Origin of the sequence: Pelomonas sp. BJYL3, assembly GCF_027257975.1 — a bacterium.
GTDB lineage: Bacteria > Pseudomonadota > Gammaproteobacteria > Burkholderiales > Burkholderiaceae_C > Roseateles_B > Roseateles_B flavus.
The window spans coordinates 20,292-40,300 of sequence record NZ_JANZKX010000009.1; the positions used below are offsets into that span (position 1 = coordinate 20,292).

General features: G+C 68.6%; 22 protein-coding genes. 6 read left to right on the forward strand and 16 right to left on the reverse strand.

Annotated elements, in window-relative coordinates; genetic code table 11:
* The first annotated feature begins 122 nt into the window (after positions 1-122).
* From O9Y01_RS21810 to O9Y01_RS21830, 5 genes are read left to right on the forward strand one after another with little or no spacing between them, the layout of a single operon-like run.
* Entirely contained in the window at positions 123-1,277 is a 1,155-nt protein-coding gene (locus tag O9Y01_RS21810; protein ID WP_269633767.1) for a hybrid sensor histidine kinase/response regulator, read from the forward strand.
* Positions 1,274-1,921 (forward strand): response regulator, encoded by a 648-nt coding sequence (locus O9Y01_RS21815; protein WP_269633768.1) that lies wholly within the window; start codon positions 1,274-1,276, stop codon positions 1,919-1,921. The genes O9Y01_RS21810 and O9Y01_RS21815 overlap by 4 nt, the downstream gene beginning before the upstream one ends.
* Positions 1,922-1,969: 48 nt before the next feature.
* Positions 1,970-3,310, forward strand: a complete 1,341-nt coding sequence (locus O9Y01_RS21820; protein WP_269633769.1) for a sensor domain-containing diguanylate cyclase — start codon at positions 1,970-1,972, stop codon at positions 3,308-3,310.
* Positions 3,300-5,309, forward strand: a complete 2,010-nt coding sequence (locus tag O9Y01_RS21825; protein WP_269633770.1) for a TonB-dependent receptor plug domain-containing protein — start codon at positions 3,300-3,302, stop codon at positions 5,307-5,309. Before O9Y01_RS21820 ends, O9Y01_RS21825 begins: the two co-directional genes overlap by 11 nt.
* A complete protein-coding gene (locus tag O9Y01_RS21830; RefSeq protein WP_269633771.1) occupies positions 5,297-5,827 on the forward strand; it encodes a YfiR family protein in 531 nt (176 codons plus the stop codon). Before O9Y01_RS21825 ends, O9Y01_RS21830 begins: the two co-directional genes overlap by 13 nt.
* A gap of 40 nt (positions 5,828-5,867) precedes the next feature.
* Here O9Y01_RS21830 and fliR read toward each other — a convergent pair whose 3' ends face one another.
* The 13 genes from fliR to fliF form a co-directional block, all read right to left on the reverse strand.
* A complete protein-coding gene (fliR, locus tag O9Y01_RS21835; RefSeq protein WP_269633772.1) occupies positions 5,868-6,632 on the reverse strand; it encodes a flagellar biosynthetic protein FliR in 765 nt (254 codons plus the stop codon).
* Between the two features lie 18 nt (positions 6,633-6,650).
* A complete protein-coding gene (gene fliQ, locus O9Y01_RS21840; RefSeq protein WP_183105284.1) occupies positions 6,651-6,920 on the reverse strand; it encodes a flagellar biosynthesis protein FliQ in 270 nt (89 codons plus the stop codon).
* A gap of 13 nt (positions 6,921-6,933) precedes the next feature.
* Positions 6,934-7,695 (reverse strand): flagellar type III secretion system pore protein FliP, encoded by a 762-nt coding sequence (gene fliP / locus O9Y01_RS21845; protein ID WP_442952788.1) that lies wholly within the window; start codon positions 7,693-7,695, stop codon positions 6,934-6,936.
* A complete protein-coding gene (locus O9Y01_RS21850; RefSeq protein WP_269633774.1) occupies positions 7,685-8,032 on the reverse strand; it encodes a FliO/MopB family protein in 348 nt (115 codons plus the stop codon). The genes fliP and O9Y01_RS21850 overlap by 11 nt, the downstream gene beginning before the upstream one ends.
* A gap of 120 nt (positions 8,033-8,152) precedes the next feature.
* Positions 8,153-8,572 carry a flagellar motor switch protein FliN gene (gene fliN / locus O9Y01_RS21855; protein ID WP_269633775.1) on the reverse strand — a complete coding sequence of 140 codons (420 nt, stop codon included), beginning with the start codon at positions 8,570-8,572 and terminating at the stop codon, positions 8,153-8,155.
* A gap of 10 nt (positions 8,573-8,582) precedes the next feature.
* On the reverse strand, positions 8,583-9,587 hold the full coding sequence (gene fliM / locus O9Y01_RS21860) for a flagellar motor switch protein FliM (protein WP_269633776.1): 1,005 nt from the start codon (positions 9,585-9,587) through the stop codon (positions 8,583-8,585).
* Between the two features lie 24 nt (positions 9,588-9,611).
* Positions 9,612-10,208 (reverse strand): flagellar basal body-associated FliL family protein, encoded by a 597-nt coding sequence (locus O9Y01_RS21865; RefSeq protein WP_269633777.1) that lies wholly within the window; start codon positions 10,206-10,208, stop codon positions 9,612-9,614.
* 165 nt (positions 10,209-10,373) lie between these two features.
* A complete protein-coding gene (locus O9Y01_RS21870) occupies positions 10,374-11,861 on the reverse strand; it encodes a flagellar hook-length control protein FliK (RefSeq protein ID WP_269633778.1) in 1,488 nt (495 codons plus the stop codon).
* A 46-nt stretch (positions 11,862-11,907) separates the two neighbouring features.
* Positions 11,908-12,381, reverse strand: coding sequence for a flagellar export protein FliJ (fliJ, locus tag O9Y01_RS21875; RefSeq protein WP_269633779.1), 474 nt, complete (start codon positions 12,379-12,381; stop codon positions 11,908-11,910).
* Between the two features lie 34 nt (positions 12,382-12,415).
* On the reverse strand, positions 12,416-13,852 hold the full coding sequence (gene fliI / locus O9Y01_RS21880; protein ID WP_269633780.1) for a flagellar protein export ATPase FliI: 1,437 nt from the start codon (positions 13,850-13,852) through the stop codon (positions 12,416-12,418).
* On the reverse strand, positions 13,849-14,631 hold the full coding sequence (locus tag O9Y01_RS21885) for a FliH/SctL family protein (protein ID WP_269633781.1): 783 nt from the start codon (positions 14,629-14,631) through the stop codon (positions 13,849-13,851). Before O9Y01_RS21885 ends, fliI begins: the two co-directional genes overlap by 4 nt.
* A 42-nt stretch (positions 14,632-14,673) precedes the next feature.
* Positions 14,674-15,669 carry a flagellar motor switch protein FliG gene (gene fliG / locus O9Y01_RS21890; RefSeq protein WP_269633782.1) on the reverse strand — a complete coding sequence of 332 codons (996 nt, stop codon included), beginning with the start codon at positions 15,667-15,669 and terminating at the stop codon, positions 14,674-14,676.
* A 333-nt stretch (positions 15,670-16,002) separates the two neighbouring features.
* The gene (gene fliF, locus O9Y01_RS21895; protein ID WP_269633783.1) at positions 16,003-17,703 is read right to left on the reverse strand and encodes a flagellar basal-body MS-ring/collar protein FliF; all 1,701 of its coding nucleotides are present in this window, start codon (positions 17,701-17,703) and stop codon (positions 16,003-16,005) included.
* 223 nt (positions 17,704-17,926) lie between these two features.
* On the opposite strand from fliF, the gene fliE reads away from it, so the two are divergent.
* A complete protein-coding gene (fliE, locus tag O9Y01_RS21900; RefSeq protein WP_269633784.1) occupies positions 17,927-18,250 on the forward strand; it encodes a flagellar hook-basal body complex protein FliE in 324 nt (107 codons plus the stop codon).
* Positions 18,251-18,278: 28 nt separating this feature from the next.
* Here fliE and O9Y01_RS21905 read toward each other — a convergent pair whose 3' ends face one another.
* The 3 genes from O9Y01_RS21905 to fliS all read right to left on the reverse strand — a co-directional run bounded on the left by O9Y01_RS21905 (position 18,279) and on the right by fliS (position 19,904).
* Positions 18,279-19,028: a flagellar brake protein gene (locus O9Y01_RS21905; RefSeq protein WP_269633785.1), complete on the reverse strand. Its 750-nt coding sequence runs from the start codon at positions 19,026-19,028 to the stop codon at positions 18,279-18,281.
* A gap of 90 nt (positions 19,029-19,118) precedes the next feature.
* Positions 19,119-19,418, reverse strand: a complete 300-nt coding sequence (locus tag O9Y01_RS21910) for a flagellar protein FliT (RefSeq protein WP_183105270.1) — start codon at positions 19,416-19,418, stop codon at positions 19,119-19,121.
* Positions 19,419-19,472: 54 nt separating this feature from the next.
* The gene (gene fliS / locus O9Y01_RS21915) at positions 19,473-19,904 is read right to left on the reverse strand and encodes a flagellar export chaperone FliS (RefSeq protein WP_269633786.1); all 432 of its coding nucleotides are present in this window, start codon (positions 19,902-19,904) and stop codon (positions 19,473-19,475) included.
* Positions 19,905-20,009 lie beyond the last annotated feature (105 nt).

Here is a 20,009-nt window from a genome sequence, read left to right on the forward strand (position 1 = left end):
CAATAGTTCTCATATTGACCCTAGGGTTAACCCTTTGTTTGCGCTTTTGTCATCGGGGGACTGTCGTTTTCCAGCAGGCAATGCCCCTGGCAGGGGTACCTTGCGTTGGCATACTCCCGCCCATGTCCAAGCCGAGTCCCGAGCGTCAGCTGCGAGTCCTCCATGTCGAGGATTCCGAGCTGGATCACCACCTGATCGCCGTTGAGCTGGCCCGCGCCGGGCTGCAGGTGGAGCTGTGCCGCCTGGACAGCCTGGCCGCCGTCAATGCGGCCCTGGATGAGCGTTGGGACGCCATCATTTCCGACTTCAACCTGCCTGGCTTCTCGGGCCTGCAGGTGCTGGCCCTGCTCAAGGAGCGGCACCAGCTGCTGCCCTTCATCCTCGTTTCCGGCGAGATCGGGGAAGACACCGCGGTTGCTGCCATGAAGACCGGTGCCTCGGACTACCTGCTCAAGAACAACCTCACCCGCCTGGCCCCGGCGCTGCTGCATGCCATCGAGGCCAGCGAATCCGAACGTGCGCGCATGGAGGCCGACCGGGCCCTGCGCCGCAGCAAGCAGCGTCTGCATGAGCTGGCGGGGCATTTGCAGACCAGCATCGAGATGGAGCGGGCCGCCATCGCGCGGGAGATCCACGACGACGTCGGCGGCTCCCTGACCGCGCTGAAGTTCGACCTGGCCTGGCTGGCTCGCCATGTGAGCGAGCCGGCCGTCCAGCAGCGCGTGGCCTCGGCGATCGAGACCGTGAGCCAGGCGATCGAGGCCAGCCAGCGCATCATGCACAACCTGCGCCCTGCCATCCTGGAGCAGGGCCTGGTGGCGGCTCTGCAGTGGATGGCGGCGCGCTTCGAGCGCCGCACGGGCATTCAGGTCAGCCTGCGCACGCCCCAGGAGCAGCTGCAGATGCCGGCCGGCGTGCCCCTGGTCGCCTACCGCTGTGCCCAGGAGGCGCTGACCAACGTCTCCAAGCATGCGCAGGCGAGTCGCGTGGACATCGAGCTGAGCCTGGACGCCGGCGTGCTGACGCTGGAGCTGCGTGACAATGGTCGCGGCATGGCGCCCCAGGACCTGGCCAAGACGCGCAGCTTCGGCATCCGGGGTCTGCACGAACGGGCCGCGACCGTCGGTGGCTGGGTGGACCTCAGCAGCAGCACCAAGGGCACCAGCCTGATCCTGACCATACCGCTGGAGCCCGATGCGATCGCGCAGGTCCAGGAGGGTGACGAAGAGGCAGAAGACGCCAGCGCGCACGACCCCTCGGTGTGGGGCAATCTATGATCAAAGTGATTCTCTGTGACGACCATGCCCTGATCCGCCGCGGGATCCGGGACACGCTGGCCGATGCGCCCGACATCGAGGTCGTCGGCGAGGCCGGGGATTACGGCGAGTTGCGCACCCTGCTGCGCGGCCTGGGCGACCCGCCCGCCTGCGATGTGCTGGTCCTGGACATCAACATGCCGGGCCGCAGCGGCCTGGACGTACTGCATGTGCTGAAGGACGAGGGCAGCGCCCTGCGCGTGCTGATCGTCTCCATGTACCCCGAAGACCAGTACGCCATCCGCGCCCTGCGCGCCGGCGCCTTCGGCTATGTCAACAAGGGCGGCGATCCGCAGCAACTGGTGCAGGCCGTGCGCACCGTGGCCCAGGGGCGTAAATACGTCACGCCCGAGATCGCGCAGATGCTGGTCGAAAGCCTCACCGCGCCCGTCACCGAGCAGGCTCACCAGAAGCTCTCCGACCGCGAGCTCCAGACGCTTGTGATGATTGCGTCGGGAAAGCGCCTCTCCGATATTGCGGAGGAATTGACATTGAGCCCCAAGACGGTGAGCGTTTACCGCGCCCGCGTGCTGGAGAAGCTCGGGCTCAGCAACAATTCGGAACTGACCGTCTACGCCATCCGCAACGGCCTGGTCGCCAGCTGACGCAGGGGCCGCTGCCAGGCGTTTCGGCGCCTGTGCCTGTCCACCTGCATGCAAGCCAAGAACAATCCTTCCACGATGCCTGCGGGCGATGCCTTGCGCGACGCGCCAGCCTCGCCGCGCTCAGCCTCGCTGGTCGCCCGTCTGACGCGATGGAATCTGGCGGTGCTGGTGTCCACCCTGCTGCTGTGCTTCGTCCTGATCGCGACGGCCGGCTGGTTCTCGGCCCAGGCGCGCCAGGCCAGCCTGTCGCAGGCCAGCGCCCAGGTCCTGGCCAACAGCCTGGCGACCATGCTGGTGTTCGAGGACCGCGATGCGGCGCGCGCCGAGCTGCAGTCCTTCATCCGCCGGGACGACGTGCTGGAGCTGCAGGTGCTGATGACGGACGGCAAGCTCTTCGCCCAATGGGAGGCCGCCGGCCAGCACTCGGACCTGCTGGTCAGCGAGGCCGTGAAGGTGAGCGCCGCACGCCATGAGGCCGATGCCCAGCAGCTGCGCGTCTGGATCCCCATCATGCTGCGGGGCGAGCGGGTTGGCGTGCTGTACCTCCGCGAGAGCCTGCAGGCGCTGCGCCAGCAGCTGCAGCAGGCCATCATCATGGCGGCCTTGCTGATGGCGGCGGGCATCCTGGTGGCGTCGCGCGCCCTTCGCTATGTGCAGCGCCGCGCGCTGTGGCCGCTGGTGGAGCTGTCCCGCCTGGCGGAGCAGGTTGCGGCCGATCAGAACTACAGCCGCCGTGCCCGGGTTCATCATCCGGACGAGGTCGGGCGCCTCACGGAGCGCTTCAACCAGCTGCTGCGCCGGGCCGAGGCCTGGCAGACCGAGCTGAACCGCCAGCTGCGCGAGGAGCAGGCGGCCGGTCAGCAGTACCAGCGCCTGGCGCACGAGGACAGCCTGACCCGGCTGCCCAATCGCCTGTACTTCCAGTCCGCGCTGCAGCGCCTGCTGGCCCACAGCCGTGAGCACCGGGAGCCGCTGTCCCTGATGTTCATCGACCTGGACAACTTCAAGCTCGTCAACGACGGCCACGGTCACGAGGCCGGCGACCAGGTGCTGGTCGAGGTGTCGCGACGCATGAGCGCGGTGCTGCGCAGCAGCGACGTGCTGTGCCGCCTGGGCGGTGACGAGTTCGCCCTCATCCTGCCCGGCCTCGGGCCCGAGGGTGTGGTGACGACCCTGGCCCAGCGCCTCATTGCCGTGGTCCGCGATCCCATCCTGATCAACGGCCAGTCCGTGCAGGTCGGCGCCACGGTGGGCGTGGCCAGCTTTCCAGACGATGCCTCGGACGACGCCGGCCTGCTCGGGCAGGCGGACGCCGCCATGTACGCGGCCAAACGGGCCGGCAAGAACACCTACCGCCAGGCCGGCAAGGTCAACAGCCATGACGCATGAACCAGCCCACCCCCGCACGGCGAGCGCCCTGCTGTGCTGCCTCGGCCTGCTCTGGGCGCTGGGCGCCGCCGGGATGGCCCGCGCCGAGGACGGCGCTGCGGCGCAGGATCCGCCGAGCCTGGAAGAACTGCTCAAGCAGGGCCTGACGGTACTGCCCAAGGCCGTGCAGGTCTCGACGGCCTCGCGCTTCTCGCAGACCGCCGAGACCTCGGCGCTGACCTATGTGCTGACCGAGCAGGACATCCGCAACCTGGGCCTGCGCAGCCTGCGCGAGGTGCTGGATGCCCTGCCGGGCCTCTACATCACCAGCAATTCGAACTTCAGCTTCGTCGGCGCCCGCGGCCTGGGTCGGCCAGGCGATTTCAACTCCCGCGTGCTGCTGATGATCGACGGCGTGCGGGTCAACGAGAACACCACGGATGCCGCCCTCATCGGCCCCGAGTTCTACCTCGATGTCCAGTGGATCGAACGCGTGGAGTTCACGCCCGGGCCCGGCTCTGCCGTCTACGGGAACAACGCCTTCCTGGGCGTGATCAACGTGATTCCCAAGCGGGCGGACAAGCTCCTGGGCTGGCGCGTCGGCCTGAGGGTGGACAGCAGCGACCGCCGGGAAGCGCAGATGAGCTGGGCGGTACGGGGCAGCGAAGGTCAGGAGGCCATGCTGGGCCTCTCGCTCGTGGAGCAGGCGCGCCTGCCCCTGGCCTATGACGTGCCGCCAGAGCAGTTCGATGCCATCCAGTCCCTGAACTCCGAGCGCGTGCAGCGGCTGTTCGGCAGCTACAGCCACCGGGGCCTGTCGGTGCGCGGCGGGCACACTGAACGCACGCTGGGCAGCGCCGTCTGGCTGGACGGGCGCAAGCCGGAGCTGGGCCTGGTCAAGCGCGAGTCCTACTACCGCAACAGCATGCTTGCGCTCAGCCAGGAAATCGCCCTGGGCCCGAGCGTCGACCTTTCGCTGGACATCTCCGGCAAGCGGACCCGCGTCGAGGGCCGTCAGCCCTACCTCGACGAGGAAGGGCGCCGGCGCGTGTGGCGCACGGTGAACGATGGCCGCTGGGTCAACGCCAGCGTGCGCCTGGGGCTGTCGCAATGGGCAGGGCACCGCCTCATGTTCGGCTGGGACACGCAGCAGGACCAGGTCCAGCAGATCTTCCTCGGCCCCTGGGGCGAGGAGCCCTGGCTGACCTTCCTCGCTGGCGGGCGTGGCAACGGTCTCTTTGTCCAGGACGACTGGACGCTGGGCCAGGGCCATCACCTGTCCCTGGGCCTGCGCCGCGACCGTGACGACCGCGTGGATGGTGCGCAGCTCAACCCCCGGCTGGCCTGGACCTGGCAGATCGACGCCGATCGCCGCCTGCGCCTGGTGCACGGCAGTGCCTACCGCGTGGCCAACCTGATGGAGTTCGCGCAGAACTACTTCGTCGAGGCACCGGAATGGCTGCCCTCCGAGGAGCGGGTTCGCTCGCAGGAGCTGGTCTACGAGCACGCCTTCTCGCGCAGTACGCAGCTGCGAGTGTCGGTGTTCCGTTCCACCTTCAAGGGGCTGATCAGCCTCAACCAGGGCCTGGCCTATGTGAACGATGGGCCGATGAAATCCGTGGGCATCGATGCCGGCCTGGAGCACCGCTGGGCCGATGGCGGCCGACTGCAGGCCGCGCTGACGGCGCAGCGCCTGCGCGACGCGGCGGACCTGGTCCCCGACAACTCCCCGCGCTACCTGCTCAAGCTGCAATACCAGCGGCCGCTGGACGGGCGCTGGACGCTGGGCTGGCAGACGCTGGCCATGGGCGCGCGCCACGTGGGCGAGGAACGACTGGGGCCCAGCCTCGTGAACCACGTGCACCTGAGTGCGCGCTGGGACCAGGGCTGGACCCTGGGGCTGGGCCTGCGCAACATCGGCCAGAAGCGCTATGGCGACATCGCCGAGCCGGGCAGCGGCCTGGTCCGGGCGCCTGGACGGACCCTGTTCGTGCAGCTGTCCTCGGCATGGGGATCGTGATGCGGCGCTGGCTTCGCCTGGCGCTGGCTGCGCCCGCCTTCTCCTTTTCTGCGCTTGCGGGAGCCGCGCAGGCCTCGGACGAGGCCGCGCTCAAGGCAGCCTTCGTCTACCGCTTTGCCCAGTTCACGCAGTGGCCGCCGCCGCCGCTGAAGGACTTCACCTACTGCCTGGCGGGGTCCTCCGACATGGGCGAGGCCCTGCGCGGCCTGGCTGCGCGCCAGCATGAGGTCAGCCAGGTGCGTGTCGTGACGCTGACCCAGGTGGGGCAGGCGTCGGGCTGCCAGCTGCTGGTGCTGAGCCTGCTGGACCGCCAGGAGATGCTGCGCTGGCAGCAGGCGCTGGCGGACGCCCCGGTGCTGATCGTCGCGGACTCCCCGGAAGCCCTGCGCAGCGGCGCCGTCATCGCGCTGGCCCAGGAGCCCAACGGCCTGACCTTCCGCATCAACAACACCGAGGCCAAGCGCCGTGGCCTGACGCTGAGCTCGCAGGTGCTGAAGCTGGCTCGCGAGGTGCGCTGAGGCGCGGGTGAATCCGGGAGGGTCAGGTCTTGCCCGGCGTTCAGGTGAAGGCCGCGAGCATCCGGTCCAGCACCAGCTGGAAGGGCCCCTGCATCAGCGGCAGCGTGGCGACCATGCCGATGAGGCCGATGCTCACGGTCAGCGGGAAGCCCACCGAGAAGACGCCGATCTGTGGCGCCACGCGCGAGATCACGCCCAGCACCAGGTTGACGAACATGAGCATGGTGATCAGCGGCAGGGCGATCCAGAAGCCCATGCGGAAGATCTCCGCCCCCCAGATGTGAGGCTGGGCCACGCGCAGGAACTCGAACGGTGACTGCCCCACGGGAAAGGCCTGGAAGCTCTGCACCAGGGCCTGGATCAGCAGCAGGTGGCCGTTCACCGCGATGAACAGAAAGGCCACCATGGAGCCGAAGAAGCGCGAGGTGGAGGTGCCCTGGCTGCCGGTGGAAGGGTCGAAGAAGCCCGCGAAGTTCAGACCCATCTGCAGGCCGATGACTTCCCCCGCGAACTCCAGCGCCGAGAACACCAGGCGCACGGCAAAGCCCATGGAAAGACCGATCAGCAGCTGCTGCGCCAGCAGGAGCAGCAGCAGGGGCAGGGAGTCCAGGGGCGTGGCGGGCATGGCCGGCAGCGAGGGCTGGGCCGCCACCGAGATCAGCAGGGCCAGGCCGATGCGCAGGCGCATGGGCATGGCGCGCTGGCTGAACACCGGCATGCCGGCGAACAGGGCCAGGGTCCGGAAGAAGGGCCACAGCAGCGGCGTGAGCCACTCCAGCAGCTGCGCTTCGGTGAAGCTGACCATGGGCGTCGCGTCTTGCGTTCAGCCCACGACCTGGGGGATGGTCTGCAGGGTGCGCTGGATGTACTCGACCAGCGTGGTCATCATCCAGGGCCCGGTGATGGCCAGCACCAGCACGGCCGCGACGACCTTGGGCACGAAGCTCAGCGTGGCCTCGTTGATCTGCGTGGCGGCCTGGAACACGCTCACCAGCACGCCCACCGCCAGCACGGTCAGGAGCACCGGCGCGGCCACCAGCATCAGCATGTAGAGGCCTTGCTGGCCGAAGGTGAAGACTTGTTGGGCGTCCATGGGTGCACTCAGTTCATGTGGCAAAGGAGGCGGCGAGCGAACCCAGCAGCAGGTTCCATCCGTCCGCCAGCACGAAGAGCATCAGCTTGAAGGGCAGGGACACCAGCACCGGTGACAGCATCATCATGCCCAGGCTCATCAGCACGCTGCTGACGATCATGTCGATGACCAGGAAGGGGATGAAGATCAGGAAGGCGATCTGGAAGGCCGACTTCAGCTCGCTGGTCACGAAGGCCGGCACCAGCACCCGGAAGGGCACGGCCTCGGGCTTGACGTCTCCTTCGAGCTTGGCCAGGCGGCTGAACAGGGCGACGTCGGCCTGGCGCGTCTGCTTGAGCATGAAGCCGCGCATGGGCACCTCGGCCCGCTTGAGTGCCTCGTCGAAGCCGATCTGGCCGGCGGAGTAGGGCTGCCAGGCGTCGCTGTAGACCTTGTCCAGCGTCGGGCTCATCACGAAGAAGGTGAGGAACAGCGAGAGCCCGATGATGACCTGGTTGGGCGGCGCCGCCTGGGTGCCCAGGGCCTGGCGCATCAGCGAGAGCACGATCACGATGCGCGTGAAGCCCGTCATCATCAGCAGCACCGCGGGCAGGAAGCCCAGGGCGGTGAAGAAGAGCAGGGTCTGGATGGGCACCGAGTAGCTGCCGCCCGAGCCCTGGCCGATCAGCAGGGGCAGGGTGGCCGGTGGCGGATTGCCTTGCTGGGCCATGGCGCCTCCCGCGGCCAGCAGCAGCGCCAGCACGGTCCCGGCGCGCAGGAAGGTGTCACTGCGCATGGCCGTCTCCGTTGCCGCGCGCCAGGCGCTGGCGCAGCTGGGCCGCGAAGCCGCCGGCCTCAGGCGCAGCTGGCAGGGTGGCCTGCGGGGCCATCACATGCAGGGTCTGGATCTGCTGCGCGGTGACGCCCAGCACCAGCCAGCGCCGGTCCTCGCCTTCACCCACCTCCACGGTCAGCAGCTTCTGGCTGGGAGACAGGGGCAGGATGGAGACCAGGCGCATCTGCGCATTGGCAAGACCTGGCCCCAGCGGGCTGCGCTTGAGCAGCCACAGCGCCAGGGGAATCAGCGCGATGATGGCCAGGAACCACAGGACCGGCAGCACTTGAGAGTTCATGTGCCGATTCTGGGCAGGACTTGAGGGTGGGAGTCCTTGGAAAAGCGCGGGAAAAGCCCTGCGACAGGGCCAGACGCCCGTGGCCCGCTGCGCTTGCTGAGCCTGGCGTGGTCCGGCGGATCAGCCGCCCTTGGAGAGACGGCGCATGCGCTCGGAGGGCGTGACGATGTCGGTCAGGCGGATGCCGAACTTGTCGTTCACCACCACCACCTCGCCCTGGGCGATCAGGTAGCCGTTGACCAGCACGTCCATGGGTTCGCCGGCCAGGGCATCCAGTTCCACCACCGAGCCCTGCGCCAGCTGCAGGATGTTCTTGATGGGGATGCGGGTGCGGCCCAGCTCCACAGTCAGCTGCACGGGGATGTCCAGGATCATGTTGATGTCCTGGCCCGGCATGTTGCCCGGGGTGGGCGAGAAGTTGGCGAAGCTGGCGGGCGCGACCTGCTCGGTGGGGGCTTGCACCTCCTCCGCGACTTCGGTGCCCTTGGCTTCTGCGAGTGCGGCCGCCCATTCGGCCGCCATTGCGTCTTGTTCGTCCATGGCAGTGCCTTCAGCCTGTGTTGCGGGTACCCAGCCAGCCCTGGTCATGGCCGGTCAGCATGTTTTCAACCTTGAGGGCGTACTTCCCATTGGAGGTCCCGTAGTGGGCCTCGAAGACAGGCACGCCGTCGATCTTGGTCTTGATCACCGGTTCCAGGTCCAGCTCGATGAAGTCGCCGGGCTTGAAGGCCAGCAACTGCTCCACCGTGGCCGGCGCCTGGGCCAGCTCGGCCACCAGCTCCACCTCGGCCGATTGCAGCTGGTGCTTGAGCAGGTTGACCCAGCGGCGGTCGGGTTCGGTGGAGTCGCCCTGCGTGCTGGAGTACAGCACGTCGCGGATGGGCTCCAGCGTGGAATAGGGGATGCAGAAATAGACGGTGCCGCTGGTCTCGCCGATCTCCAGCGTGAAGGACGTCGAGACGACGATCTCGCTGGGCGTCGCGATGTTGGCGAACTGCGGCTGCATCTCCGAGCGCTGGTATTCCAGCTCCAGCGGATAGATGCCCTTCCAGGCCTTGTGGTACTCGGCGGTGATCACCTCCACCAGGCGGAAGATCACGCGCTGCTCGGTGGGGGAGAAGTCCCGGCCCTCGATGCGCGCATGGAACTTGCCGATGCCGCCGAAGAGGGAGTCGATCACGGCGAACACGAGCGTCGGGTCGCAGACGATCAGCCCCGAACCTCGCAGCGGCTTCACCGAGACGATGTTGAAATTCGTGGGCACCACGATCTCGCGCAGGAAGGCGCTGTACTTCTGTACCTTGATGCCGCCGATGGCCACTTCCGGGCTCTTGCGGATGAAGTTGAACAGGCCGATGCGGATGTTGCGGGCGAAACGCTCGTTGATGATTTCCATCGTGGGCATGCGCCCACGCACGATGCGTTCCTGGCTGGCCAGGTTGTAGTCGCGGATGCCGCCCTGCTGGACCTCCTCGGCCTCGAGCTTCTGGCTCTCGCCGGTGATGCCCTGCAGGAGTGCATCGACTTCGTCTTGGGAGAGGATCTGCTGGTTCATGGCGGACTCACTGCGCGTGCGGCATCACTGCACGATGAAGGTGGAGAACAGCACCTGGGTCACAGGGCTCTCGACGGCCTTCTTCTTTTTCTTCTTCTTTTTGCTCGTCGCGGCGGCATCCTCGTCTTCCTCGTCGTCGAGCTCGATGCCCATGGGGCGCACCGACTCGCGCAGGATCTCGCGGGCCAGCTTCTCCTTGCCCTCGCGGGTCAGCAGCTCTGCCGAGGTCTTGTGCGACAGCACCATCAGCACATTGCTGCGGATGGCGGGCATATAGGCCTTGAGCTGGTCCGCGGTCTTGGGGTCACCGACCTCCAGCGTCACGCCGATTTGCGCGAAGCGGTCCACTTCCTTGTCGGCCAGATTGACCGTGAAGGGGTCCAGCGGCACAAAGGTGGGCGGCGTGCCCGGCTTGGGCTTGGCATGGCTCGTCTCGGCCGCGGCGGGCGCCTCGGCGCCGTCCTCGTCCTCGGCGTGCTGCTTCTTCTTCATCAGCATCAGGGCCGCACCACCGCCGATGATGACCAGCAGCAGCACCGCGGCAATGATGATGATCAGCTTTTTCTTGCCACCGCCGCCACCCCCTGCGGCAGCGGCCTCGGCACCGGCTGGTGTGGCCATGAAGACTCCTTGGATCTGTGGGCCCGGCCGCGGTAGCGCGCCATGGGGCCATCAGGATCAATTATTCGGACGAATGGCGGCTTGGCATATGGCAATAAGCGGGGGAAAAGCGTGCAAAAGACCGGAGAGGCCCCGCCAGGACCCCTCCGACCTGCGATGCGGGTCTCAGGCGAAGAGGTCCAGGACGCCGCGGCTGCGGCGCGGCGCGGTCGCGCTGCGCTGCTGCGCCGAGCTCATGTCATCGGCTGCCATGCTGTCCAGGGACGAGGCGGCCCAGCGTCCACCCGCCGCGCTGCCCTCGCGGTCCGCCTGGCCGGACTGGCCCGACTGCGCCTGCTGCTGCTGGCTGAACACGCCGCCACCGCTGAGCGTGAGGCCCTGCTCGCGCAGCGCACCGGCCAGCTCGGGCAGGCTCTTCTCCAGCACGGCCCGGGTGTCGGCCTGCTCGGCCACGAAGCTGATCTGCGCCTGCTGGCCATCCAGCACGATCTGCACCTGCACGGGACCCATCTCGGAGGGATTCAGGTGCAGCTGAGCCTGTTGAACGCCTTCGGTGGCGGCCAGGCTCAGGCGCGCGGCCATCTCGGGCGCAAAGCCCGGTGCGTGCAGCGGTGACTGCAGCTCGTAGCGGGCGCCGGCAGGGGCAGCGCCCGTGCCCCGCTCATGCACGCCACCGGCCTGCGCCTGCTGCAGCAGGCCGGCAAAGCCGGCGGGCAGCGCGGCGGGCTCGTGTGCAGGGCCTGCACCGGCCTTGCCGCCTGGTGCCGTGGCCTCCAGGGCCAGCGCGGCCTCATCCGCACCGGCGGCCTGCGCCGGCGACGCCCCTGCGCCGGCCAGTGCCTGCTGCGCCTGGGCCTGGGCCGCAGCGCCCGGCAGGCCTGCAGGGAGCTCGATGTTCCGGGCGTCCCGCGTGCTCGTACCGCGAGTGCCGTCCGCCAGCCCTTGCGGGCCCGCTTCACCCAGGCCCTCGGGCCTGGACCGGGCCTGGCTGCCCAGGGCGTCGGTCGATGCCAGGGTGGCATCGCCGGCGGCGGGCAGGGCCTTCTGGGCCTCCTGGCCAGGCAGCTGGGCTTGTGGAACCGCCGCCGTCAGACTGGCGTCCTCCGCCGCATCCTGCGTCTCGGTGGGGGCGTCCTCGGCGGTGGCGTCGATTTCGGCATCGCTGGGGCCATCGTCCTTGCGCAGATGCCGCAGCACCTGGGCCAGCACCGGGTCCTGCGCGTCTGCCTCGGCCGTGGCCTGGGCGGCCTGGCTCTGCCTGTCCTTGCCCTGGGCCATGCGCCGGCTGTCGGCCCGGGCGGCGTCCTGGCGCCGCGCCAGATCGGCGGCTGGGTTGCGTGAGGATTCGGCTTCCGGCCTGGGCGAGGCCGGGGTGTGGGAAGGGGCAGGGGCCGACGCACGGGGCGAAGGAGCGGCCACCGGCTCGCTGCCTGGCAGGGGGGCTGCCGGCGTGTTGCCTGCGGCGGCGGGCTGACGCGGGCTGCTCGCGACCGGCGCTGCCGACAGCACGCCGCCCTTGGCCTGCAGCAGCTGTGCAAAGGCAGCCGAGGCCTCGCCGTCCTGGCCGCCACGGGCCGAGCCCAGCTGGCTCAGCAGGTCTGCGGCGGCCGACCGCGAGGTGCCGGCCGTGGGCGTCAACATCATCTTGTTCATGGGAGATCCTTTCGGGCCGGCGCCAGGGGCAGCCGGCGGCGCGGGGTCAATGGCCGAGACGCAGGGCAGGGCCGAAGCCGCTGTGGCGCAACGCGCGGGCCGCCTGCTCGTCGGTGGCCTTTTGCTCCTGGCGATCCTGGCTGCGGCGCGCCTCCAGGCGGCGCCGCTCCAGCAGCTTGCGCACCGAGGCCACGCGCAGCTCGCGTTCGCGCAGTTGTTCACGGATCAGGTCCAGGCGCTGCTCGGCCTGATTGCTCAGCAGGTCCTGCTGGCTGATGGCCTGGTCCAGTCGGCCGCCGAAGCTCTGATAGCAGCTGAGGATGTCCACCGTGGTGCTGCGGGCAAAGCTCTGGGTCCAGCGTGTCTGGTATTCCGTGCGGTATTGCGCGAGCTGCTCGTGCTGCTGGCGCATGGCGCCGGCCCGCGCCTCGGCGTCGCGCAGCAGGCGCAGGGCCTCGTCGCGTTCGGCTTCGGCACGTTCCAGCAGCACGTCCAGGGCTTGCAGGGATTGAGCGCTCATGAAAGTTTCTCCGTCTTGGGACTATCGGCAGTTCTCAGGAAACATTGACCAGTTTTTCGAGCTGGTCGACGCTGCTCACCAGGCCGGCCGGCGAATGCATGTCCTGCTGCAGCAGCTGGGCCATGTCAGCATGCAGCCGCACCGCGAGGTCGAGCTCGTGGTCATGGCCTGGCACATAGGCGCCCAGCTGGAGCAGGTCGCGGGCCTTGTTGAACTTGGCCCAGAGCTGGCGGAAGCGGCGAGCGCAGACCACATGCGCAGGTTTGGCCACGTTGCTCATGACCCGTGAGATCGAGCGTTCGATGTCGATGGCCGGGTAGTGCCCGGCCTCGGCCAGCTCGCGCGAGAGCACGATATGGCCGTCCAGGATGCCGCGGGCGGCATCGGCGATGGGGTCCTGCTGGTCGTCGCCTTCCGAAAGAACGGTGTAGAAGGCCGTGATGGAGCCGCCGCCCGCCATGCCGTTGCCGCTGCGCTCCACCAGCTGCGGCAGCTTGGCGAAGCAGCTGGGCGGATAGCCCTTGGTGGCCGGCGGCTCGCCGATGGCCAGGGCGATCTCGCGCTGGGCCATCGCGTAGCGGGTCAAGGAGTCCATCAGCAGCAGCACATGCAGGCCGCGGTCGCGGAAATGCTCGGCGATGGCGGTGGCGTAGGTCGCGCCCTGCATGCGCAGCAGCGGCGGGGCGTCGGCCGGCGCGGCGACGACCACCGAGCGGGCCAGGCCTTCCTCGCCCAGGATGTCTTCAATGAATTCCTTGACCTCGCGGCCGCGTTCGCCGATGAGGCCCACCACGATGACGTCGGCCTGCGTGTAGCGGGCCATCATGCCCAGCAGCACGGACTTGCCGACGCCGGTGCCGGCGAAGAGGCCCAGGCGCTGGCCGCGGCCCACGGTGAGCATGGCGTTGATGGAGCGCACGCCAGTGTCCAGCGGGGTGCGCACCGGATCTCGGTCCATGGCATTGATGGGGCGGCGCACCATGGGCTCGGGGTGCACGTCTTCCAGCGGGCCGCGGCGATCCAGCGGGTGGCCGTGGGAGTCCACCACCCGGCCCAGCAGGCCATTGCCCATGGGCAGGTGCAGGCCGCGGTCCTCGTCGCGGCGCCAGGGATGGCGCTGCTGGCCCAGCACCGGGCCGTGCAGGGCCGCGGGGCGGGGCACGACCATGGCGCCGCTGGAGAGGCCGTGGACCTCGTCGGTGGGCATCAGGTAGGCGCGGTCGCCGGAGAAGCCCACGACCTCGGCATTGACCGGCGCCTGACCGCGGCGTGGATTCGCCGCCGAGCTGGGCATGTGGATCTGGCACACCGAGCCGACGGGCACGCGCACGCCGGTTGCCTCCAGCACCAGGCCGGCGACGCGCACCAGCTTGCCCTGCGGCTCCAGGGCCACGGGGGCCGCGGCGAAGGCCTGCAGGTCGTCGAGGTACTGGCCCCAGCGCGAGAGGCGCTCGATGCTGTCGTTCCTCATGCGGCACCGTCCTCTTCCGGCTCGGCACTGCCGCGGCGGTCTTCCCACAGCGAGTGCTGGCCAAGGGCAGCCATCACCTGCTGCCAGCGGGCGGGCAGGGTGGCGTCGACGCTGGAGATGTCGGAATCCACCTTGCAGCCGCCGCGGGCGATGGCCGGGTCGGGGATCAGCTGGGCCTCACGGGCCTTGAGTTCCTCGCCCGCGCCCTGCTCGACCAGGGGCAGATCCTCGGGATGGACCCGCACGCGGATATGGCGGGCCGAGATCAGCAGGGCCTCGACGGCGTCGTGGGCCACGCGGGCGATGGCCTCGGGCTGCTGTTCCAGCTCGGTGCGCACCACCTGGCGGGCCAGCTCGACGGCGCAGCGCGTCAGGGTCTCGGCCATGCGGACTTCCATCTCCTCGAAGTCGGCGTTGAAGTTGCGCACCAGCTCGCCGATCTGGGCGCTCATCTGCTGGGCGAAGCTCTTCTTGAAGGCGTCCAGGGCCTCCATGCCGTCGCGGTAGCCGTCCTGGTAGCCGCCCTGGCGCGCCGCAGCGAGAAGCTCCTCGACATCGGGCGCCGCCGGTTCGGCCGGGGCTTCGGCGACGGCGGGCTCGGGGGCGGCCGTCGTGTAGGTCGGCTTGTTCTCCGGCACGCCGTGGAAGGCGTCCGGATTCCAGCTGGAGAAGCCCTGCAGCTCCTCGCGCGGGATGAAACGGCTGTAGTGGCTGGTGCGCGTCGGGCTGCCCTCGGGGCGCACCGGCGGGGGGACTTGGCGAGGCGGGCGAGGCGGCATGGTGAACATTCAGGGCATTCGGTGAGGACGGTGTCCGCAGGCTCAGAGGAACTGGTCGTCCCCGCCGGTGGCGAGCACGATCTGGCCTTCGTCCACCAGGCGGCGAACGATCTTGAGGATCTCCTTCTGCTCGCTCTCGACTTCCGAGAGACGCACGGGGCCGCGGGAATCCAGGTCCTCGCGCAGCGTCTCGGCCGCACGGGTGGACATGTTGCGGAAGATCTTCTCGCGCAGCTCGGGGCCGGCGCCCTTGAGCGCGACCACCAGAGACTCGCTCTGCACTTCCTTGAGGGTGGCCTGGATGCCCTTGTCGTCGATCTTCTCGAGATCGTCGAAGGTGAACATGTTGTCCATGATCTTCTGCGCCAGGTCGCTGTCGGCCTCGCGGATGTAGTCCAGCACCGAGGCCTCGACGCTGGATCCCATCATGTTGATGATCTCAGCCGCTGTCTTCACGCCGCCCAGCGAGCTCTTGCGCATGCGGTCGCCGCCGGCCAGGATCTGGCTCATCACCTCGTTGAGGTCCTTCAGGGCCATGGGCTGGATGCCATCCAGCGTGGCGATGCGGATCAGCACCTCGTTGCGCTGGCGCTCCGTGAAGAGCTTCAGGACGGAGCTGGTCTGGTCGAAGTCCAGGTGGGCCAGGATGGCGGCGATGATCTGCGGGTGCTCGTTGCGCAGCAGCTCGGCCACCGAGCCGGCGTCCATCCACTTGAGGCTCTCGATGGAGGAGACATCGCTGCCCTGCAGGATGCGGTCCAGCAGCAGGTTGGCCTTGTCCTCGCCGAGGGCGCGACGCAGCACCGTGCGCACGTATTCGTCGGTGTCGTTGACCAGCATGCTCTGGGTCTCCGCCACTGCGTCGAACTTGTCCAGCACCTTCTCGACCTGCTCGCGCTTGACCACCTTCAGCTTGGCGATGGTCTCGCCCAGCTTCTGCACTTCCTTGGGCGCGAGATGCTTGAAGACCTCGGAGGCCTCTTCCTCGCCCAGCGACATCAGCAGGATGGCCGCTTGTTCAACGCCTTCGTCATCCATGATGGTGCGTTCCTGTCAGTTCCGCCCCCCGGGCGATGGCAATTACTTCGGGCCGAGCGCCGGGCCGCCCCAAGCCGGCCCGCGGTGACGATGTCAGCGGCTCAATGCCGCAGACATCGTCGTCCCCTCGGGGGACCGACCAGGCAAGCCCGCGTTCAGCGAGGCGAGCCTGGGCGAGGGGCCGGGTATTCTGGGCCGAGCGCCGGGCCGCTCCCAAGCCGGCCCGCGGTGACGATGTCAGCGGCTCAACGCCGCAGACATCGTCGTCCCCTCGGGGGACCGACCGGGTTTGCCCCCGTTCAGGGTGGCAAGACTGGGCGAGGGGCCAACACATCACGCGGGCTCCTCGCCATTGACCCAGGCGCGAACGATGTTGGCGACGGCCGCGGGGTTCTCGCGGGCCAGCTGGCGGGCCCGTTCGAGCTTCTGGTTGTTGGCGGGTGCTTCCAGGGCGGGCAGGCCATCGGCGCCGGGCAGCAGCTCGGTCTCATCGGCCACTGCATTGAGCTGGCCGCCGGCCTCCTCGGCCTTCTCTTCCGCGGGCGGCGGGAAGGCCGCGCGGATGGCCGGCTTGACCATGCCAAAGACGGCGATCAGGGCCACCAGCACCAGGGCCGCGGGCACGGCGGCGGCGCGCACCACGTCCAGCAGCCAGGGCTGCTTCCACAGCGGCAGCTCGGTGCTGTCGATCTTCTCGACCACGAAGGGCGCCGAGACCACGCGCACGGAGTCGCCGCGGTCCTGGCTGAAGCCCATGGTCTCCTTGACGAGCGCGGTCAGCTTGTCGAGCTCGTCCTGGGACACGGGCACCGTCGTGACCTTGCCCTTGGGGTCGGTGATGCTGCGATGGTTGACCACCACCGCGGCATTGAGCCGGCGCACCACGCCGGTGGCGTTGCGGGTCACGCGAACGGTCTTGTCCAGCTCGTAGTTGGTGACAGCCTCGCGGCGGCTGCTCTGCTGGCCGCTGCCCGCGCCACCCGCCGTCTGCAGCGGGGCCGAGGCGCCATTGATGGGGGCCGTGGCAGGCACCGGCGGCTGGTTGGTGGCGGCGCCCGGCACGCCCGCGGGCTGGGCGGGCGTGGCGTTGGTCGATTCCTGGGTCTGCTGGCTGCGGATGGCGCTGCTGGCATTGGCACCCTGATTGGGCTTGTATTCCTCGGCGGTGGACTCGACCTGGGAGAAGTCGACATCGGCGGTGACGGTGGCGCGCAGGTTCTCGCGGCCCACCACCGGCTCCAGCAGCTCATAGATGCGCTTGTGGAGGTTGGCCTCGACCTGCTGCTTGTACTGCAGCTGCTGGCTGTCCAGGCCGGAGCCGTTGTCACCCGGGTTGGAGAGCAGGGCGCCGGTGCTGTCCAGCACGCTGACGGCCTTGGGATTGAGTTCGGGCACCGAGGCCGAGACCAGGTGCACGATGCCGGCGACCTGGGCGCGGTCCAGGGTGCGGCCGCCGCGCAGGGTCAGCATCACCGAGGCGCTGGGCTTCTGCTGCTCGCGGAAGAAGCCGTTCTGCTGGGGCATGGCCAGGTGCACGCGGGCATCGGCCACGTCCGCCATGGCGGTGATGGTGCGGGTCAGCTCACCCTCCAGGGCGCGCTGGAAGTTCAGGCGCTCGTTGAACTGGGTCTGGCCGATGGACTGCTTGTCCATGAGCTCGAAGCCCACCACCGAGCCCTTGGGCAGGCCGGCCGAGGCCAGCTTCATGCGCACGTCATAGACCTGGTTGGCCGGCACGAGGATGGTGCCGCCGGGCTCGTTCCTGTAGGGCACCTGCATCTGCGCCAGCTGGGCAATGACGGCACCGCCGTCCTTGTCCGAGAGGCCGGTGAAGACGGGGCGGAAGTCGCCTTGCGAGGACCACAGGCTCATGGCCAGCACCACGCCCACGAGCGCGGCGAGCCCCAGGCCCAGGCCGAGCTTGCTGCGGGCGGGCAGGGCCACCAATCGCTCGGCCAGGCCCGGCTGGCCTGCGGGCTGGACCGGGACGGGCTCCAGGGTGACGGCGGTAGGGGCGGTGAGGGCGTTGTCCATGGCGGGTGGCTGCTGAGCAAGGGTGCAGGGTTCCCGCACCAATGACCAGGATTTTTTTGTCATTTCCCCCTCAAGAAAGGCGAAATGAGGCCGACAAAGCGCGCTCAGTTCACGCCTTTGTCCTTTGGCCTGCCCCGTAGCATTTGCCTACCTGAAGAGCGGGACCGTGTCCTGCCGCCGTGCCCCGCCGGGCCGGATGGCACCGTCAGCTCCGGGAGATGCCATGGACCTCAAGCTTCGCCCCTTTGATTTCGCAGCCGCCGTCGCCCGCGCCGGGATGAGCAGCAACGGCCAGCCGGTGACGCAGACGCGCCCCACCGGTGGCGCCAGCTTTGGCGATGCCATGGTCAAGGCCATGCAGTCGGTGAGCACCCAGCAGAACGAGGCCCAGCGCCTGCAGCGCGAGGTCCAGCTGGACAACCCCACGGTCAGCCTCGAAGAGACCATGGTGGCCATGCAGAAGGCGCAGATCGGCTTCCAGGCCACGCTGCAGGTGCGCAACCGCCTGGTCTCGGCCTACTCGGAAATCATGAACATGCAGGTCTGAGGCCTGCCGCGGGCCGGTCAGTGGGGCTTCACAGCCGCATCTGGCGGCGCCGCTTCTGCGTCTGGTCGATGTAGAGCTGCAGGGCACGTGCCGTCTCCGGCGGCAGCGTCTGGAAGGCGCAGCCCAGGTGGCGGCCGCTCTGGATCTCGGCATGCTGCGTCACATGCAGCAGCCGCAGGCCCACTTCCAGGCGGGTGTCTCGGTCCAGCTCCAGCACGCAGCCGCCGAGGTCCTGGTTGGGCGGGAGCTCGGGCTGGTCGCCCGGCAGCAGCAGGCCCAGGCCGCCCATGCTCACGTCCAGCACGCGCAGGCGCAGCAGCTCACCCTGCAGAGGGTGGCGCAGCTGCAGCAGCGGATAGTTCACGCCCGTGGGCTGGACCCGGAAGGTCTGGCGGCGCTGGAAGCGGTACAGGCGCTGGGGCAGGGCGGCACGCAGCACGCTGCCGCCGCCATCGCGCACGATGACGGGCTGCTCCAGCTCGAACTCCAGCCGGATCGAGGCCAGGTAGGCCGTGGCGGTGATCTCGTCGCTCTCGAGCAGGGATTCCGCCTGGCTGCTGCTGCTGGGGAGGTCGAAGCCCATGAGCCCGGTCCGGGCGTCCAGCACGCACAGGGTGGTGTGCAGGTCGACCCCTTCCGGATTGCGCAAGTAGACCCGTGCCTGCTCGCTCATCAGCTCACGCAGGTAGGCCGCAATCTCGACGGGGGCGCTGATCCGGTAATTCTCCCGCTGCGGGTCATCGAGGGCGGAGGTGGCGGCGGTGTCGGGCAGGCTCATCGGGGCGGACCAGTTGCAGCGGGCGGCCTGCCGCGCCATCGGGCGGCGGCCGTGATGTGAAGAAGCGCACCGGGGTGCGCTTCGAAGTCTTCAGTGTACGGTCTTGAACTTGCCGCTGAGCACCTGATCCAGATCATCGAGCCAGGGCTCGGCGAGGTGGCGGATCTCCGCGTCGTTGAGCAGGATGCGCTGCATGATGCGCGTCTTGAGCTGGCTTTCCTCGGGCGCCAGCTGCTCGCGCTGGGCGGCATGCTTGAGCTGCGAGATCAGCAGCACGCAGGCGCCTTCCAGCTTGACGACTTCATCCCAGTTGCCCGAGCGGGCCGCGGAGAGCATGTCGGCGCTGGCCTGTTCGATCGCTTCGTAGTAGCTGATGAGGTGGGTGTTCATGGGGCTGTCCGGAATGCTGGGTGGGCGGGCTGTCGTGGTTTTGACGCGCATGCTTCAGGCCACTCGTTTGGTTTCGCCGCGTTCGCCGATGGCATGCCAGGCTTCTCGGATGGGCTGGAGCAGCCGCTGGCATTCCTGGATGGTGGCGATGTCGCTGTGCAGATTGGCATGCGTCAGGCGCATGCACAGGTAGGCGTAGAGGTCGCGCAGGTCGCGGGCCAGGGGGCCGGATTCCAGGTTCAGGGCTGCCTTCAGCCCTTCGTCCAGGATACGGACGCAGCGGCCGAGGCTGCGGTTCTTCATCTCGTGGTTGCCGGCCTGGATGTGGCCGATGGCCTGGGTCATGCCGTCGTGCACGCCATCGAACAGCAGGGTCACCAGGCGGTGCGGGCTGGCATTCAGCACGTCGGTTTCCAGACCGACCTTGCTGTACATGGCGCTGGCCCGATGCGTGCGCGATGCGAAGGGGGAAGAGTTGCCGTACATATGCTCAGTTCTCTGTTGGGCCGTGTTGAGACATTTTTCGACCTTCCGCCGGGAAACTTGAGCCTCCGCGACGCGACGAATTGCACGGGGAAACCAGTGGGTTTG